This window comes from Sphingomonas sp. IC081, from assembly GCF_006874585.1.
Taxonomy (GTDB): domain Bacteria; phylum Pseudomonadota; class Alphaproteobacteria; order Sphingomonadales; family Sphingomonadaceae; genus Novosphingobium.
This window is the reverse complement of the sequence record NZ_CP029761.1, coordinates 3660848-3675489: the sequence shown is the minus strand read 5'-3', so window position 1 is coordinate 3675489 and position 14642 is coordinate 3660848. Positions and strand designations below refer to the sequence as shown.

Genomic DNA, 14642 nt, shown 5'->3' with positions numbered 1-14642 from the left:
GGCCACAACCCCAGGGTGTAGCTTGGTTTTTCGGGTCCGCCATGGTGGCCCCATGAGAACGCCCGAAGACGCTCCCACCGATCCCGACGCACTGGCGCGCTACGCCACCGTTGCCTCCGTGGACCTTGCTGCCGCCCGCTGCACGGTCATGCTGGATGACGATGTGGAATCGCCCCCGCTTCCATGGGCCGCCCCCCGCATGGGGGAAACGCGCGTCTGGCTTCCCCCCAGCGTGGGCGAACAGGTCCTGGTGATCTGCCCGGCCGGGGAGATCGGCGCCGGGATCGTGGTGGGCGCTATACCGTCCGACGCAAACCCGGCGCCGATTGACGAACCCGTTGCCCTGATTCGCTTCAAGGACGGAGCCATGATCTCCTACGATCCCGATGCATCCGAACTGCTGATCCAGCTTCCCTCGGGCGGGACAACCGTCCTTGCCTCCGATGGCGGGGTGGACATCGTCGGAGACGTGAACGTCAGCGGCAAGATCACGGCCAGCGATGACGTTCTGGCCGGTTCGGTCAGCCTGAAGGGGCACAAGCATATCGGCGTCACCGCCGGCACCGCTCAGTCTGGGGCGCCAGCACCGTGACCTCCCTCACCGGCATGAGCACCTCGGGCAAACCGCTTTCCGGCGATGACCACCTTGTGCAGTCCATCACGGACATCGTCACCACGCCCATCGGCAGCCGGGTGATGCTCCACGATTACGGATGCCTGCTGTTCGATCTGATCGACCGGCCGTCAAACAAGGCCACCCTGTTGCTGGCGGCAATGGCGGTAACACTGGCCATTACCCGGTGGGAACCTCGCATCGCCATCACTCAGGTGACATTCGAAGGCGATCTCGCCGCCGGGCAAGCCGTCATGAACGTCACCGGCAACCGCACCGATGTGGCGGGCAACGTCCTGACCCGCCTTTCCATCCCCCTGTCCCGATAGGAGCCGCCACCATGCACGGCATCAAGACGAATATCCTGCTCACCGGCACCCGCACCATTGCCACGCTCGCCAGCGGCGTGATCGGCCTGATCGCCACGGCCGACGATGCGGACGCCGCCCTGTTCCCGCTCAACAAGCCCGCGCCGATCGCGGACCTGCGCAGCGCCCTTGCCAAGACCGGCACCACCGGCACGCTCGGCCCCGCGCTGGAGGCGATCTACGATCAGGTCAGCCCCATCGTGATCGTGGTCCGCGTGGCCGAAGGGGACGATGAAGCGGAGCAGGACGCCGCCGTGATCGGCAGTGCCGGTCTCTACACCGGCATGTATGCCCTGCTCGCGGCCGAGGCGCAGACCGGTTATCGCCCGCGCGTGCTGGGTGCGCCAGGGCTGGACAGCCAGGCCGTGACCACCGCCTTTGCCACCGTGGCCAAGAAGCTGCGGGGCCGCGTCTACGCCGCAGGCATCGGGGATACGATTGCCGAGGCCAAGACCTATCGCGAGAATTTCGCCGCCCGCGAACTCTCGCTGATCTGGCCCAACTGGTCGAACGACTTCTCAGGCGATGCCGTGGCCCGTGCGCTGGGCCTGCGCGCCCAGATCGATGAGGAAACGGGCTGGCACAAGTCGCTCAGCAACGTGGCCGTGAGCGGCGTGACCGGGATTTCGAAAGACCTGTTCTTCGACATTCAGGACGAAACGACTGACGTCGCGGCGCTGAACGATTCCGACATCGTCACCATGATCCGCTCGCCCTCAGGCGGGTTCGTCTATTGGGGCAACGACACTTGCTCGGACGAACCGCTATTCGCCTTCGAACCCGCCGTGCGCACGTCGCAGATGCTGCAGGACGAAATCGCCCTGGGGCTGGTGTGGGCGCAGGATCGCCCGTTGACCAAGGCGCTGATCAAGGACTGCCTCGAGGCGATCAACGCCAAGTTCCGCCGTCTTGTCACCCAAGGCCGCCTGATCGGTGGCAAGGCGTGGTTCGACGGGGAACTGAACCCGGCAGAGGCCCTCGCCGCCGGCAAGCTGGTGATCGACTACGATTTCACCCCGACCGCGCCGCTGGAAGGCCTGACGCTGAACCAGCGCATCACCGACAAGTATTACGCCGACCTCGCCGCCCAGCTGGCCGCCTGATCGCCGCGTACGGACACCGCACACACAGGAGAACCGCGATGGGCTTCCCCTCGAAACTCGTAGACATGAATTGCTATGGCGAAGGCGATAGCTGGAAGGGCGAAGTGCCCGAACTGACCATCCCCAAGCTGGCCCTCAAGACGGAAGAATACCGGGGCGGCGGCATGCTCGGCCCCGTGATCATCGACCAGGGCATCGACAAGATCGAATTCGAATTCAAGGCGGGCGGCATGTTCCTGTCCCCGCTGCAGCAGTTCGGCGCCACCACGGTTGATGCCGCCCAGCTTCGTTTCGTCGGCGGCTATCGCAATCAGGGCACGGGCGTGGTCGACTACGTCGAAGTGGTCGCGCGCGGCCGGTACACCGAGGTGGACTTCGGCAGCCAGAAGGTGGGGGACGATACCGAGACCACCTACAAGATGGCCTGCGCCTACTACAAGCTGATCCGCAACAACACCGTGATCCTCGAGATCGACCTGCTGGCCGGCATCTTCGTGGTGTTCGGCGTGGATCGCTATGCCGAGATCCGCGCGATCATCGGCGATTGATCCTTTCCGGGCCGCACCTCTCCCAACACGCGGCCCAATCTCCCCCCCTTCCGGCGAATTCTGGCGGGCGCGCCGGAAGGGGGTTCCATCTGCCCGCTGCTGATCAAGGAAGCCCGCCATGGCCGATGCTGCTGCCCCCACTGCCGACAACCAGCCCCAGACCGTCACGATCACGCTTTCGAGCCCGATCATGCGGGGCGAAACCGAAATCCGCCAGGTAACGCTCCGCAAGCCGAAAGCGGGCGAACTGCGCAATCTCAAGGTTGAGGAACTGTTCAACACCGACGTGAACACGCTCTTCGTCGTCCTGCCGCGCATCACCATGCCGACCCTTATGGAGAGCGACATCGCCGGTCTCGACACCGAGGACCTGCTGGAATTCGCGGGCGCCGTGAAGGGTTTTTTTATGCCCCCGGCGATGAAGGCCGCGATGGTCAAGGCACTTGGGGGCTGATCGAGGAGCAGATCGCCAACGTTGCAGCCGTTTTCCATTGGCCGCTCTCCGAGTTCGCGGCGATGGACCTTGAAGAATTGGCCATGTGGTCCCGCCTCGCCGTGGATCGCTGGAACACGATGAACCGGGTGGAATAGCCGCATGGCCGACAACAAGCTGAACCTGCTGTTTCAGTTCACCGGGATCGACAAGGTCTCGGACAACATCAAGAACATCATCGGCACCAGCAAGGGCGGCGCCGAGGCCATTCGCGGCATGCAGCAGGAAGTGCGGGCCATGGAGAAGGACCTCGCGCGCATCAATCGCACCATGGCCAAGGGTGGATCGCAGAACGGCGGCCTGATCATGGCCGAGCGTGAACTGAAAGCCGCGATTGCCGAAACCAACCGTGAAATCGACATCCAGCAAGGCAAGCTGCGCCGCGTGGAGACGATCCGTTCCCGCGCGGGCAAGACGGCCGAGATCGCAGGCAAGGCGGGCGCGGCAGCATCGGCGGCAGTCACCCTGCCGCTGGTCGCTTTCGGCCGCGCCGCCTTTCAGGCCGCCGTGGATGCCGGGGAACTGGAAAGCGCCTTCGGGGTCACCTTCGGGCAACAGGCGGGCATGATGAATGCCTGGGCGGAAAAGACTGGCAACTCGCTCGACCGCACAAAGGTGGAGATGATGGACGCGGCGAACACCTTCGGCATCTTCTTCAACATGGCCGATCCCAGCAAATCGGCCGCCATGAGCCAACAGTTCGCCGTTCTCGCGCAGGACCTCTCCAGCTTCTACAACGTCGATCCCGGCGCCGCGCTGGAGAAGCTGCGATCCGGCCTGACCGGCGAAAGCGAACCGCTGCGCGACTTCGGCGTGTTCATGACCGACGCCGCGGTAAAGGCGCAGGCCCTGAAAATGGGCCTGAAGCCGGTGGGCAAGGAGTTCTCCGAGCAGCAGAAGATCATGGCGCGCGCGTCCCTGATCATGGAATCGACCAAGAACGCGCAGGGCGACTTGCTCCGAACCAGCGACCAGACCGCAAACCAACTGCGTGCGGCCGATACCGCATGGCAGAACATGTCGTTGACCATTGGCACCGAACTGATTCCCGCCCTCACGCCTGCGATCAAGGCATTTACCGGCGTCATCAAGTCCTTTTCGGGCCTTTCACCGGAAACTCGCAGATGGATCGTGATCGGCGGGGCCGTGATTGCCGTTATCGGGCCATTGCTCGTCGGCTTTGCCGCAATTGCCGGTGCCGTTGCGACTTTGGCTCCCATCATCGGCGGACTTGTCACGGGCTTTGGCATCGTCGCTTCGGTGATCGGTACGGTGATCGCTGCCGTCGGCGCGGTTCCGCTGCTGATCGCCGCCGCCGTCGCCGCCATCGGGGTTGCTGCCTATATGATCTATGCTCACTGGGGCACAGTGAAGGCGGCTCTCATGAGCGGTTTCGAATGGTTGAAAGGCAAATTCAACGCGCTGCCGGGCTGGATGAAATCGATCGGTTCCATGATGATGACCGGTCTGCTCTCGTCCCTCAATCCGGCGCTGCTGGTCGCGCGCCTGATCGGCATCGCCAAATCCGGCGTCACCGCCTTCAAGAACTACTTCGGCATCAAGAGCCCGTCGCGGCTGTTCATGGAGATGGGCGGCCATATCAACGAGGGTCTGGGCATCGGGCTGGAACGCGGCCAGGGCAGGCCCGTGCGCGCAGTCGGCCGCATGGCCAGTGCTGTGGCCGGAGCGGGTGCCGTCCCGTTCGCTCCGGCCGCCGCAGCAGTTCGCCCCGCTTCGCAGCCAGCAAAGATCGAGAACCACTTCCATATCGCCCAAAAGCCCGGCGAGGATTCCGAGGCATTTGCCCGCCGTGTGGCGAAGTTGGTCGAGGAAGGGCAGCGCCAGAACGGCCGGCGCGGATATGGAGATGATTTCTGATGCTGGCCGCCCTTGGAATGTTCGTCTTCGATACGACCACGCTCCCCTTTGACGGTCGCTCTCGCAAGCGCGACTGGCGAAACGAAAAGACCGAGCGCTTCGGCGCACGTCCCGCCAGCCAGTTCACTGGCCCTGGCGACGACAAGATCACACTCAAGGGCACCATCGTGGCCGAAGTGGCAGGCACCTATTCGTCGCTGGAAACGCTGGCCCAAATGGCTGACGAAGGCGAAGCCCTGCCCTTGCTCGACGGCTTGGGCAACAACCTTGGCACCTTCACGATTGATTCGCTGGACGAGGACGCCGCCAATCTGATCGACGACGGCCGCGCACGCGCAACCTCGTTCACAATCGAACTCTCGCGGGTGGCGTGATGGCAGAGGTTGTCACCACCGGGCAAGCCTACGTCCAGCCCCGCGCCGCATGGGATGTGGCGCTGGACGGCAAGAGCCTGACAGACAGCATCGAACCTCGGCTACTGTCCCTGCGCCTTTCCGAGCGCCGGGGCGAGGAAGCGGACGAGCTCGAAATCACGGTGCACGATTCTGATGGCGAATTTACACCCCCACCTCAGGGCTCAACGCTGCGCCTCAAGATGGGGTGGCTGCGCGGAACCGGCGTAACGCCTGGAATGGTCGACAAGGGCGCATTCACGGTGGACGAACTCAGTTGGGAAGGCCCGCCAGATCGGATCTGCATCCGCGCCCGCAGCGCCGATTTCAAGGACTCTTTCCGCACCCGGCGCAACAGGGTCTGGGCGGGAACCACTATCGGCGCGGTTGTGACCGAAATCGCCAAGCGGCATGCCCTCAACGCACGGTGCCATCCCGATTTGTCTGGTCAGACGGTGGCGGCGGGGGAGCAGGGCAACAAGTCCGATATGCAGTTCCTCCGCGACCTGGCGCGGCGACACGACGCAAGCGCCACGGTAAAGGGCGGCGCCCTCATCTTTGCCCCAATTGGCGCTGCGACGACGGCCTCCGGCGCCGCGTTGCCCACGGCCACCATCAACCGTAGCCAGTGCAGCCGGTATTCATGGAAGCGCTGCGCCCGCGACAAGGCGCAGGACGGTGCGGAGGCGCAATGGCACGATCATAAAGCAGGCAAGCGCAAGACGCACAGCACCGGGGGAACCAACCGGAAGCGCCTCAAGCGCGTCTATGGAAGCGAAGCCGATGCAAAGGCGGCCTGCGCAGCCGAACACAAGCGTATTCAGCGGGCGAGTGCCAACCTCGAGCTTTCGCTGCCACACGGAAACCCTTTGCTCGCCCCGGGCGTCAAAGTGACGGTCGCAGATTTTCGACCGCATGTTGACGCGACGCAATGGCTGATCGCCACGGCCGACCATCAAATGGTCGGCCGTGGCGGTCTATCCACGAGCCTGACGCTAGAAGTCGTAATCTAGGCCGAGTGGGCATGCCCCCAACAACCGCTTCGCGCCCGTTTCAGACGTAGGTGATCACGTAATCTCGCCCGCAAAGCGGACTTAGCTGAAAAGAGAAGACGCTGTTTGGCGGAGCGACAGTCCGTCTTTGACTTGGCATAAGTAATTGATAAATAGCTGGAATATTCCACGGCGGTAAGGCGCGTTCTTATCGCGCAAAATGCACTATTTGCCGCAAATAGCCGGTCTTATCTTCAGCCTGATAGCGGTTGACCGAGTTGCGCGGAGTCATGCGGAATCGAACTTGCCAGCCTTAGCGTGCCGGGGCGACACTTCAAAATTCCCCTTCAACGCCTTTGGCGTTAGCGAGTTGGGATTGCTCATGTCGCCTGCTACAGCCCCGCCGCGTCATAGTGCGCTATGCCGGGCAATCAAACCAGCGATAGCGCCCGCACATCGGTTCAGGTAAGAAGCCAAGGCACCAACTTACCTAGATGAGACATATGGCCAACATCGCGATTGTCATAGGCAATGCCACATACGACAACCTAGGCAACCTTGATTGCTGCGAGGCCGATGTGACTGCAATCTCAGAGCTTCTTGAAGCTACGGGGAAGTATGAAACCATCAAGTCGGTAGTGAATGCTGACGCGGATGCAATGAAGTCTGCGATACGTGAAACGCTTGAGTCCCACCAAGACATAGAAGAGCTGCTATTCTATTTCTCTGGACATGGTGTGCAAAGACAATCAGATTTCTATTTCTGCGCCATAAACTTCGACAAAACAAAGCCAAACGAAACCGGATTATCGACAACGGAGCTGCATACTCTATTCAGGTCCGGCGATCCGGTCACGGTCGTTAAGGTGGTTGATGCCTGCAACTCAGGGACTACTTTGATAAAATCAGACGAGTCGTTTATTGGGGTAAATAAAGGAGACCTGTCCAATATTGTTCAAATCTCCTCCTGTCTTGAGTCTCAGTTTTCGCTAACTGGAAGCCCTCTTAGCCAATTCACCGAAAGTTTCTGCAAGGCTGCTCTCAGGAAGACCCAAGGAAATGTTTTTTATACGGACATAATCGGGGTCATCAGGGATGAGTTTCTTGAAGACGACAACCAAACCCCACATTTCGTATCACAAGGAACTGGCCGTGAATTGTTCGTTGAAGATGCCTCAAGGCTCGCGGCGTTCCGGCTGAAGTTTGAGGCGGAATGGATTGAGTCATCCGATGAAGATGATGGCGAACTAGTAGAGTCGGAAGAAGATGCTATTGCGTCACGCGCCAACATGCTCAAGGTTATTGAAGACGCAGAGCAAAAATTTGCATCACTCGAAATGGCAAAGGACTTTATAGACAAGCTTTTTGATGGGATAATCGAACGAGTTAACTCCAACGAGTTCACTGACTTTTTTGATGTTTTGGTTGAAGAGCATTCGAAATATGTCGAACCCACTGCACAAGCTTTTATGGTTCGGTGCCTGTCTGGGCAAAAGCGGCCCGATAATTTCGTCACCGCCTATATCGGACAAAAGAAGAAGCGCTATCCTGTTTGGGAGTCTGCACTATCTCGGGCGATGTATGGCGATGAATATGAACCAGTTACGACCTTGAAACTGAATTGCTCTATACCAAGAGCACAAATGCGGGTGATATTTTCCCCCAAGTTTAAATCACTCGACCAACTTAGGCTCGTTATCAGTTGCGCCCCTAGCCTTACTAGCTGCTATATTTTCGAGAATACGACAAAGCATCTTAGGACGGACTGGTCTGGCTTCGACGATGAAGGCAGTCAGGTTGAAAAAAAGTGGTATGATCGCAAATGGACGGAAGACATATCATGGCTATGTGATGCAGCTTGCGACCGGCTCTTAGAAGCTGTTGAAGAGAGCATTGAACAGGCGTCGAAGCGACTAGCGGACCACGATGACGAATAACAATGAAGCTAAAGGTGGACTACCCTATGGATATTGCTTCCGGCATTGCGGCTGTCACCCAAGGGCTTGGCATCGCTAAGGCGCTTCGCGGCATCGAAAAGACCTATGATGAAGCGACCTTGAAGGCGAGAATTGCCGAAGTCATCGAATCTCTGACCGACGCGAAGCTAGCACTCGCTGAAGCCAAAGAGGATATGGCGGCAAAGGACAAGGAGATTGAGCGGCTGAAGGCTACTTTTGAAGCCAAGGCCAAGCTGGTTAAAGGGCCTGGCGATTATGAATATATCGCCGATGAGGAGGGCAGGCCGATTGGCTATCCCATCTGCCCCAAGTGCCACGAAACCGATGGCCGCATTCTTCAGCTAAAACAGAACATCAAACATAACGCTGGCCAATGCCCGGTCTGCGAAAAGGAATACAAGCCTGTCACGGCATTCCTGCATTATGAAGGTGGCGCGGCCTACACCAAACAGAACGAATTTGATGACAAGGCGGCGGAAATGAACCGGCGTAGCGCTGAAGGTTTGGGGCGGCTCGGGGAGCGGCTTAACGGCAATAGCTGGATGAGCCGCTAGCAGGTTCGGCGGAACCTACGTCCGCCATAATCGTGAGTGGCAGCTAACCGATTCTGCGAACCCTAACCCGACATTCCGCAATCGGCCCAACCGAGCCTAATGAGGATCGGAATTTGCCCACGCGGCCCAGCGACATCAATCCCACGAGTTCGTGGTTTTGAGCGTCGGGACCCGCTGTTTCGGCGTTGGGTTCCGGCATTCCGCAAGCTTCTTGTCGAACTCGCGCACATAGCCTTGTTTTGCGGGCGCAGGCAGGCGCGCACCGAATTTTCCAGCGTTCACGCCCGCCGCCAATGCATCCTTGCAAGCCGTCGATAAGTCATTCGCGGCGCTTGCCGGCGCTTCATCAAACAACACGTCAGGCGCCTTGGAAACGGTGCAAATCGCCTCCGCCGAGACAAGGTCTCCATGAACCGCCTCATAGCAAGCATCGACCTGGGCAGACGCAGCCACAACCAAAATCAGCGCGATCATTTCACCCCGTCCAATTCAGCGATCCGCGCCAACAATGAATCGGCGTGCTGATAGATATCGACCGGCCCCGTGACCGAACGACGCTCTTCATCCTTTCCGGTGAAGACACCGAGATAGCGCGCGGTCTGACTGTTGAAGTGCATGCGTGCAATGGTCCGCCGATTGTTGTCGTCCAGCAGAACTGCACAGTACGATTTTGCATCGCGCATCACGATCCGGTCCGGGGCGACCGCCTTTGAACAAATAGCACGAATGATGTTGAACCCATCGATCTCGACTTGTGTCGTTTCGACAGCCTCTAGATCTGCTGCCGCCACTTCGAATGCCGGTTCCGGCTCCTCATTTCTCGTCATCGCATTCTGCAAGCGTTCGTCGATACGCTGGCGAATGAGGCCGTCGATGGCCTGGGTGATCGCTGCCTGGTATTTTTCACGAACTGGCTTGGTCAACATGCCGTCGTGAAGCCGAGAGGCAATCACGCGAACAAACTCTTCCGAAGGCTCCGCAAATTCCTTCTTCAATTCTGCCATCACCTGCGATTGCAGCTTGAGGGACCCGGCCTGCGCGACGATCCGCTCAACATCGAACTCACTTTTCTGGAATGCAGAAAGATTGCGAAGATCCGATTTGCGATAGTCATCGAGATTGAACGTGAAGAACGGCACTTCGTCCATCATGTTCGGCTTATCGGAATCGGTGAAGAACTTGAAAATCACGCCATTGGTCAGCAATGCAAAGCGCGCATTGGTTGCTGCAAAGTAGCGGAAAAGCTGGCTCGCGTGTTTGACAGACAGTTCGCTCGAAACCGGCTTGCATTCGACCAAGACGGTGACCTCGCCACCCACGCAAAGCGCGTAATCGACCTTCTCGCCTTTCTTCGTGCCAACATCACACGTGAATTCGGCTTTAACCTCGGACGGATTGAAGACATCGAACCCCAGCGAGCGCAGGAATGGCAAAACCAGCGTCGTTTTCGCGGCTTCTTCTGTCTCAAGGACCTCACGATGCTCACGAAGCCGGGACTGCAATTCGGCGATACTGGTTTCAAAATCCATGTTCACTTACCCCCGTCTTCGTGTCTGTGCGAAATATCCGTACATTCACGTAAGGCGCAGGTAACCCTAGTGTCCACAAGGAAAATTCCGCGGTCTGAAATTTTCCCCTTTCCTCCAATGCCATGTTCCGCCAATGAACGAACAAATAGAGAACAAACTTAGGTACAACGAGGTGAGCAACAGGGTCTTCCGACTGACGCCAGTATGCGAATTTGCCTGTCCGAACTGCCGCGTAAAATGCGCTACGGCCGTGCTGGCCCGCGACGCCCTGTGGCGTGAGTTGGAAGAAGCGAGACGCCTTCAGGCTCTTCGTCCGACGGTATCTCAACAACGCCGGGTCCGATTGCTGCAAAGCCAGTTGGAAGCCGCTGAGCGAGAATGCGCGCAGCTTCAGCCCGACTTGCTTCCGCCGGAATCAAGGCAAGCAGCGTTTCAAACATCGCTGCGAGGGCGGCTTCACTAGGCATTACCGCCTGGACCGTGAAGAACTGAACCTGCGGCCTCGCGGCGTCGATTTCACGCGCCTCGGGAACCGCTTCGGTATCGTTCAGCCCCGCGAGTTTCATCACCTCTGCCGGGTCGACGTTTCGTTCCGAAAGAATAGCAGCGATCCGCCGCGTCAGATCCAGCGGCAGCGTCGGCTTCTTATACGCAGCCCGTTCGTAAAAATTGTACGACGCCGAAGGGATGCCGAGCGCTTCGGCCATCCCCCGGATGGTCAGCTTGGGCTGCGCTTTTTCGCGCAATTCCTTGAGTTTCGAACTTACCGACGACATCGGACAAGCCTGAGCAAGATTTTCACACATCGTCTGCTTGAAATTTCCGTTGATTATTGCGTGAAATTATCACACATACGCAGGCATGATTTCGCAACACACCATCTTCGACCTGTTCGGCGGCATTCGACCGATGGCCCGCGCACTGGAAGTGCCCGCCTCCAACGTCTCTTCGTGGAAGCGTGTCGGCCGCATCCCGGCCGAAAGTCAGCCCCATGTGCTGGAGCGTGGGCAGGAACTAGGTCTGCCCGTCACCGCAGAGCATGTCGTCTACCCCCTTGGTCGCCCTCAGCGCTCGGCTACCCCGAAAGCAGTAAAGCGCAGCGACGGCGCACGATACGGAAATAGCCGCGCGATTTTGGACACTTGCGGCGCAGGAGTGGTGGCATGACCAAGCCGCGCAAGCCCCTCACCCATTACCGCGCCCTTGCCGTCGTGGCCGAGCATCTTGGCTGGGACCGCTGCGCCGCCATCACCGACCTGTCGGAATCGATGCTGCGCAAGATGGGCGATCCGGAAACCGGCCGCGAGATCAAGCTGCGCGACGCGATGCGGCTTGAAGCGGTGTACCGGCAGGATGGCGGCGAAGGCTCGCCCTTCTTCGATTGCTTCGCTGCCCGGCTGGGCGTCGATACCGCCAGCGCCGACGCCCGCTCCTGTGTTCTCAAGGCATCCAGCATGGTCGCCAAGGAATCGGGCGAAGCGGTTGCCGCCGCGCTCGATGCCGCAGGGCGCGGCGATCACGCCTCCAAGGCCCGCGCGCTGGAAGAGGCGAAGGAAGGCCTTGCCGCCATGGTCGCACTGGTGCGCAGCCTTGAAGCGGAGACTGCGGCGGCATGAACATGCAAGCGTCCATTCCGCCCGCGCAGGACGTGCCGCTGGTCGCAGACGATGACGTCTCGCGCTTCGCGCCGATGCGTTGCCCGCACTGCGACAGCCGCGCCCGCAACCGCACCAGCAAGACGGTGACCGGCCAGCACCGCGAGGTTTTCTACCAGTGCACCTTCATCCCGTGCGGCCACACGTGGCGCGCCTCCCTCGTCTATGACTACGGCATCGTGCCCAGCGGCATCCCCAACCCCAAGGTTGACCTGCCGCTGAAGCAGATGACGCGTCAGGAAGCGCTGGAAGTGCTGCGGCCCCGCGATCCCTCACAGCCCGACATGTTCGACGCGCCGCCCGGTCACTAGCCCGGCACGGCCTGAGGAAACCCTCCATGAACCGTTCGAAAATCCACCCGCGCGACTGTGGTTGCGCGGAGTGTTCCCCTGCGCCCTCGGCATCCGATGCGCGCCTGATCGCCGCCTTCGTCGCGGCTTCCACCCTGATCATCGTCGCCCTGGCACTGGCTGTGCAGGCGTCGGCGCACTGGTCCCCGGTCTGACCCGAGAAAGGCACCCCATGCACTTCCATTTCCTTGACCGCGCACTTGCATCCGCCCCGGTCGCGCTGCCCGCTCCCGTCACCATCGAATGCCACGGCTGCGGCGCGGTGGAGCATCGCCGCGCCGCCGTTCTGCCCGAAGGCTGGTCGACCAAGGCTGAGGGCGATGACGTCCACGCCTTCTGCACGGACTGCACCGAAACCGTTCCCGATGGATCGAAGCAGTGATCGTTCTGCCGATCATCCCTGCCGCCGATCCGGCTGACGATCTCTCCCCGCAGGACATCGCCCGTTTGGAGGCCATGTGGGGCCTGCCGGGCAGCGACGCCCCGATCATCGGCAGCCTCACCGCCTGCAAGGCTCGCGCCGCCCTCTTTGGCCGCGTGCTGTTCGCCGCCCTCCCCGCGCTCGGCCTCACCGTCGCTGTCGCTCAACTCGTGAAGTGGATTGCCCCGTGAACGCCGAAGTTACGACCTATTCCAGCGCCTGCGGCGCGGTGCGCGAGCATAACAAAGCCTCGGTATCTTGGCTCCAGCGCCATCTTGGCATCGGCTACAACGCCGCTGCGAAGTTCATCGAACGGATGGAGGCAGACGGCTTCGTCTCCGCGCCGGATCATGTCGGCCGTCGCACGGTGCTGATCAATGGCCAGACGCCGCCGCCGGCACCCGAGCAGCAGATCGAAATCCCGGTAGAACTGCCCACCGCGCATCGCGCCGTGGATGATCGCCTGCGCCTTCTGATCGAGCGGGTCGAGCGCCTGGAAGGCGAGAAGAAGGGCATCAGCGACGATATCCGCGACGTCTACAACGAGGCCAAAGCGGTCGGTTACGACGTCAAGATCATGCGCATGGTCGTGCGGCTCCGGAAGCTGAAGCCGGACGACCGCCGCGAAATGGACATGCTGCTCGACACGTACAAGTCGAACCTCGGGATCGACTGACCGTGTTCGGCTTCTTTCGCCGTCGCAAGGCAGTAGAGGCCGCGCCCGCTCAGGACCTGAGCGCCGCAGCCCGGCAACTCGCCGCTGCCCCGCGCCGCGAAGACAAGCCCGAGCGCCCCCGCACCAACCGCGCCCTCATCCGCGCGATGACAGACGCCCTCCGCGCCGATCTGCGCGCCAAGGGCCACGCCCACCTTGAACCGATCGATTGGAGCAAGTTCTCATGAATGCCAGCCCCGCTGCGTTCTTCGATGTGCCCGACCTCGACATGGCCGATTTTCACGCGGCCCTGCGCTCGACCCGTCCCGCACCGGCGTTCGACACGCTGCGCCTCGCAGCCGCGTTCCGCGCCAAGCCCCGCCCCGCCGCCCAGCGCGTGCCCATGATGCCCGCGCCCAACCCCGGTCCCTGCCGCCACTGCGGCGCGCGCGGGACCCACGGCTGCGACCACTTCCTGCCGCATGACGCGAAGGCGCGTCATTGCTAAGGGATAAGCTGTGACCCCGCGCCGACTGTCGGCAGACCAGATCGTCATGCTCCGCTGCTCCGGCCACGACCCGAAAAAGGGTTGTGGCTTTGGCGTCAGGCTCATGAGCGCACGCAACTGGCGCACAGCCAGAGCGCTCGAACGCCGTTCCCTCGGATGGATCGAGCATAGCGCGCCGGCCCGGTTTTTCGCGAACCGAGCGGGCACCGCGATCACGCGGGCGCTCGTCCCCGCCGACAGTCGGTTGTGAACATGCATCATCACAACCTCACCCCCAAGCAGAATGCCAAAAAGAGCTTAAGCCTCATGACCTTGACAACAATTCCGGGCACGCACAGGGTGACTTCCGTCTCCACAAAAACAGTGGCGATGCGGTTTAGCAGCCGTTATGAGTCAGTCCGCTCGACGTGCGTATTCCGCGCGTTTTCTATGGTCGGGCGCACCGTGAGGCCTTCGGGCCTGCCGGAAATGGGCTTTCTCACCGGTCTGCTAACTCGGTGTTGCCCGACCTCCAGAACAGCAGCTGGCGACCGGGTTCTCTTCGGAGGTAGCCCGGTTGAACACGTATCCCATCTTCGATCTGCGAAGCCGCGCCAGCGTAAGCTGGTTCGCGCGCACCAGATCG

The 14642-nt window shown here is 60.7% G+C and carries 23 protein-coding genes and 1 pseudogene; 21 read left to right on the top strand and 3 right to left on the bottom strand.

The features are described 5' to 3' along the window. The first annotated feature begins 52 nt into the window (after window positions 1-52). From DM450_RS17495 to DM450_RS17445, 11 genes are all read left to right on the top strand, one after another. Window positions 53-592: a phage baseplate assembly protein V gene (locus tag DM450_RS17495; RefSeq protein WP_142636949.1), complete on the top strand. Its 540-nt coding sequence runs from the start codon at window positions 53-55 to the stop codon at window positions 590-592. Continuing rightward, window positions 589-942: a GPW/gp25 family protein gene (locus tag DM450_RS17490; protein WP_142636948.1), complete on the top strand. Its 354-nt coding sequence runs from the start codon at window positions 589-591 to the stop codon at window positions 940-942. Before DM450_RS17495 ends, DM450_RS17490 begins: the two co-directional genes overlap by 4 nt. Window positions 943-953: 11 nt before the next feature. Next, the gene (locus DM450_RS17485; protein WP_142636946.1) at window positions 954-2084 is read left to right on the top strand and encodes a phage tail sheath subtilisin-like domain-containing protein; all 1131 of its coding nucleotides are present in this window, start codon (window positions 954-956) and stop codon (window positions 2082-2084) included. Window positions 2085-2122: 38 nt separating this feature from the next. After that, window positions 2123-2632, top strand: a complete 510-nt coding sequence (locus DM450_RS17480) for a phage major tail tube protein (RefSeq protein ID WP_142636944.1) — start codon at window positions 2123-2125, stop codon at window positions 2630-2632. Between the two features lie 118 nt (window positions 2633-2750). Continuing rightward, window positions 2751-3086 (top strand): phage tail assembly protein, encoded by a 336-nt coding sequence (locus DM450_RS17475; protein ID WP_142636942.1) that lies wholly within the window; start codon window positions 2751-2753, stop codon window positions 3084-3086. After that, window positions 3011-3223, top strand: a complete 213-nt coding sequence (locus DM450_RS26480) for a GpE family phage tail protein (protein ID WP_312846180.1) — start codon at window positions 3011-3013, stop codon at window positions 3221-3223. The genes DM450_RS17475 and DM450_RS26480 overlap by 76 nt, the downstream gene beginning before the upstream one ends. A 4-nt stretch (window positions 3224-3227) precedes the next feature. Then, the gene (locus tag DM450_RS17465; RefSeq protein ID WP_142636940.1) at window positions 3228-5003 is read left to right on the top strand and encodes a hypothetical protein; all 1776 of its coding nucleotides are present in this window, start codon (window positions 3228-3230) and stop codon (window positions 5001-5003) included. Continuing rightward, window positions 5003-5377 (top strand): phage tail protein, encoded by a 375-nt coding sequence (locus DM450_RS17460; protein WP_142636938.1) that lies wholly within the window; start codon window positions 5003-5005, stop codon window positions 5375-5377. The genes DM450_RS17465 and DM450_RS17460 overlap by 1 nt, the downstream gene beginning before the upstream one ends. Continuing rightward, entirely contained in the window at window positions 5377-6408 is a 1032-nt protein-coding gene (locus tag DM450_RS17455) for a contractile injection system protein, VgrG/Pvc8 family (RefSeq protein WP_142636936.1), read from the top strand. Before DM450_RS17460 ends, DM450_RS17455 begins: the two co-directional genes overlap by 1 nt. 482 nt (window positions 6409-6890) lie before the next feature. After that, window positions 6891-8324, top strand: a complete 1434-nt coding sequence (locus DM450_RS17450) for a caspase domain-containing protein (protein ID WP_185928644.1) — start codon at window positions 6891-6893, stop codon at window positions 8322-8324. A 26-nt stretch (window positions 8325-8350) separates the two neighbouring features. Then, a complete protein-coding gene (locus DM450_RS17445) occupies window positions 8351-8899 on the top strand; it encodes a hypothetical protein (RefSeq protein WP_142636932.1) in 549 nt (182 codons plus the stop codon). Between the two features lie 135 nt (window positions 8900-9034). On the opposite strand, the gene DM450_RS17440 is transcribed toward DM450_RS17445, so the two are convergent. The 3 genes from DM450_RS17440 to DM450_RS17430 form a co-directional block, all read right to left on the bottom strand. Continuing rightward, the gene (locus DM450_RS17440; protein ID WP_142636930.1) at window positions 9035-9373 is read right to left on the bottom strand and encodes a hypothetical protein; all 339 of its coding nucleotides are present in this window, start codon (window positions 9371-9373) and stop codon (window positions 9035-9037) included. Then, entirely contained in the window at window positions 9370-10428 is a 1059-nt protein-coding gene (locus tag DM450_RS17435; protein ID WP_142636928.1) for a type I restriction endonuclease, read from the bottom strand. The genes DM450_RS17440 and DM450_RS17435 overlap by 4 nt, the downstream gene beginning before the upstream one ends. Before the next feature lie 242 nt (window positions 10429-10670). Further along, complete coding sequence (locus DM450_RS17430; RefSeq protein WP_142636926.1) at window positions 10671-11204, bottom strand: helix-turn-helix domain-containing protein; 534 nt, start codon at window positions 11202-11204, stop codon at window positions 10671-10673. Between the two features lie 85 nt (window positions 11205-11289). On the opposite strand from DM450_RS17430, the gene DM450_RS17425 reads away from it, so the two are divergent. The 10 genes and pseudogenes from DM450_RS17425 (at window position 11290) to DM450_RS17390 (ending at window position 14017) form a co-directional block, all read left to right on the top strand. Continuing rightward, the gene (locus DM450_RS17425; RefSeq protein ID WP_142636924.1) at window positions 11290-11595 is read left to right on the top strand and encodes a carph-isopro domain-containing protein; all 306 of its coding nucleotides are present in this window, start codon (window positions 11290-11292) and stop codon (window positions 11593-11595) included. Next, window positions 11592-12044 (top strand): phage regulatory CII family protein, encoded by a 453-nt coding sequence (locus DM450_RS17420; protein ID WP_142636922.1) that lies wholly within the window; start codon window positions 11592-11594, stop codon window positions 12042-12044. The genes DM450_RS17425 and DM450_RS17420 overlap by 4 nt, the downstream gene beginning before the upstream one ends. After that, window positions 12041-12394 carry an ogr/Delta-like zinc finger family protein gene (locus tag DM450_RS17415; RefSeq protein ID WP_142636920.1) on the top strand — a complete coding sequence of 118 codons (354 nt, stop codon included), beginning with the start codon at window positions 12041-12043 and terminating at the stop codon, window positions 12392-12394. The genes DM450_RS17420 and DM450_RS17415 overlap by 4 nt, the downstream gene beginning before the upstream one ends. A 26-nt stretch (window positions 12395-12420) precedes the next feature. Next, window positions 12421-12588, top strand: coding sequence for a hypothetical protein (locus DM450_RS25900; protein WP_185928643.1), 168 nt, complete (start codon window positions 12421-12423; stop codon window positions 12586-12588). 17 nt (window positions 12589-12605) lie between these two features. After that, the gene (locus tag DM450_RS17410) at window positions 12606-12815 is read left to right on the top strand and encodes a hypothetical protein (RefSeq protein ID WP_142636918.1); all 210 of its coding nucleotides are present in this window, start codon (window positions 12606-12608) and stop codon (window positions 12813-12815) included. After that, a complete protein-coding gene (locus DM450_RS26300) occupies window positions 12812-13045 on the top strand; it encodes a hypothetical protein (protein ID WP_260609968.1) in 234 nt (77 codons plus the stop codon). The genes DM450_RS17410 and DM450_RS26300 overlap by 4 nt, the downstream gene beginning before the upstream one ends. Further along, a pseudogene (locus DM450_RS26295) lies at window positions 13030-13218 on the top strand (DNA translocase FtsK); the annotation flags it as partial. The gene DM450_RS26300 and the pseudogene DM450_RS26295, both read left to right, overlap by 16 nt. Window positions 13219-13266: 48 nt before the next feature. After that, window positions 13267-13530 (top strand): DUF2312 domain-containing protein, encoded by a 264-nt coding sequence (locus DM450_RS17400; protein ID WP_185928788.1) that lies wholly within the window; start codon window positions 13267-13269, stop codon window positions 13528-13530. Between the two features lie 2 nt (window positions 13531-13532). After that, on the top strand, window positions 13533-13757 hold the full coding sequence (locus DM450_RS17395) for a hypothetical protein (protein ID WP_142636916.1): 225 nt from the start codon (window positions 13533-13535) through the stop codon (window positions 13755-13757). Then, entirely contained in the window at window positions 13754-14017 is a 264-nt protein-coding gene (locus DM450_RS17390; RefSeq protein WP_142636914.1) for a hypothetical protein, read from the top strand. Before DM450_RS17395 ends, DM450_RS17390 begins: the two co-directional genes overlap by 4 nt. The last annotated feature ends 625 nt before the right edge of the window (window positions 14018-14642 follow it).

What these genes read in the sequence shown, in the direction of transcription:
- DM450_RS17495 (WP_142636949.1), top strand. Translation starts at nt 53, where the DNA reads ATGAGAACGCCCGAAGACGCTCCCACCGATCCCGACGCACTGGCGCGC.
- DM450_RS17485 (WP_142636946.1), top strand. Translation starts at nt 954, where the DNA reads ATGCACGGCATCAAGACGAATATCCTGCTCACCGGCACCCGCACCATT.
- DM450_RS17480 (WP_142636944.1), top strand. Translation starts at nt 2,123, where the DNA reads ATGGGCTTCCCCTCGAAACTCGTAGACATGAATTGCTATGGCGAAGGC.
- DM450_RS17475 (WP_142636942.1), top strand. Translation starts at nt 2,751, where the DNA reads ATGGCCGATGCTGCTGCCCCCACTGCCGACAACCAGCCCCAGACCGTC.
- DM450_RS17465 (WP_142636940.1), top strand. Translation starts at nt 3,228, where the DNA reads ATGGCCGACAACAAGCTGAACCTGCTGTTTCAGTTCACCGGGATCGAC.
- DM450_RS17460 (WP_142636938.1), top strand. Translation starts at nt 5,003, where the DNA reads ATGCTGGCCGCCCTTGGAATGTTCGTCTTCGATACGACCACGCTCCCC.
- DM450_RS17455 (WP_142636936.1), top strand. Translation starts at nt 5,377, where the DNA reads ATGGCAGAGGTTGTCACCACCGGGCAAGCCTACGTCCAGCCCCGCGCC.
- DM450_RS17450 (WP_185928644.1), top strand. Translation starts at nt 6,891, where the DNA reads ATGGCCAACATCGCGATTGTCATAGGCAATGCCACATACGACAACCTA.
- DM450_RS17445 (WP_142636932.1), top strand. Translation starts at nt 8,351, where the DNA reads ATGGATATTGCTTCCGGCATTGCGGCTGTCACCCAAGGGCTTGGCATC.
- DM450_RS17440 (WP_142636930.1), bottom strand. Translation starts at nt 9,373, where the DNA reads ATGATCGCGCTGATTTTGGTTGTGGCTGCGTCTGCCCAGGTCGATGCT.
- DM450_RS17435 (WP_142636928.1), bottom strand. Translation starts at nt 10,428, where the DNA reads ATGGATTTTGAAACCAGTATCGCCGAATTGCAGTCCCGGCTTCGTGAG.
- DM450_RS17430 (WP_142636926.1), bottom strand. Translation starts at nt 11,204, where the DNA reads ATGTCGTCGGTAAGTTCGAAACTCAAGGAATTGCGCGAAAAAGCGCAG.
- DM450_RS17425 (WP_142636924.1), top strand. Translation starts at nt 11,290, where the DNA reads ATGATTTCGCAACACACCATCTTCGACCTGTTCGGCGGCATTCGACCG.
- DM450_RS17420 (WP_142636922.1), top strand. Translation starts at nt 11,592, where the DNA reads ATGACCAAGCCGCGCAAGCCCCTCACCCATTACCGCGCCCTTGCCGTC.
- DM450_RS17415 (WP_142636920.1), top strand. Translation starts at nt 12,041, where the DNA reads ATGAACATGCAAGCGTCCATTCCGCCCGCGCAGGACGTGCCGCTGGTC.
- DM450_RS25900 (WP_185928643.1), top strand. Translation starts at nt 12,421, where the DNA reads ATGAACCGTTCGAAAATCCACCCGCGCGACTGTGGTTGCGCGGAGTGT.
- DM450_RS17410 (WP_142636918.1), top strand. Translation starts at nt 12,606, where the DNA reads ATGCACTTCCATTTCCTTGACCGCGCACTTGCATCCGCCCCGGTCGCG.
- DM450_RS17390 (WP_142636914.1), top strand. Translation starts at nt 13,754, where the DNA reads ATGAATGCCAGCCCCGCTGCGTTCTTCGATGTGCCCGACCTCGACATG.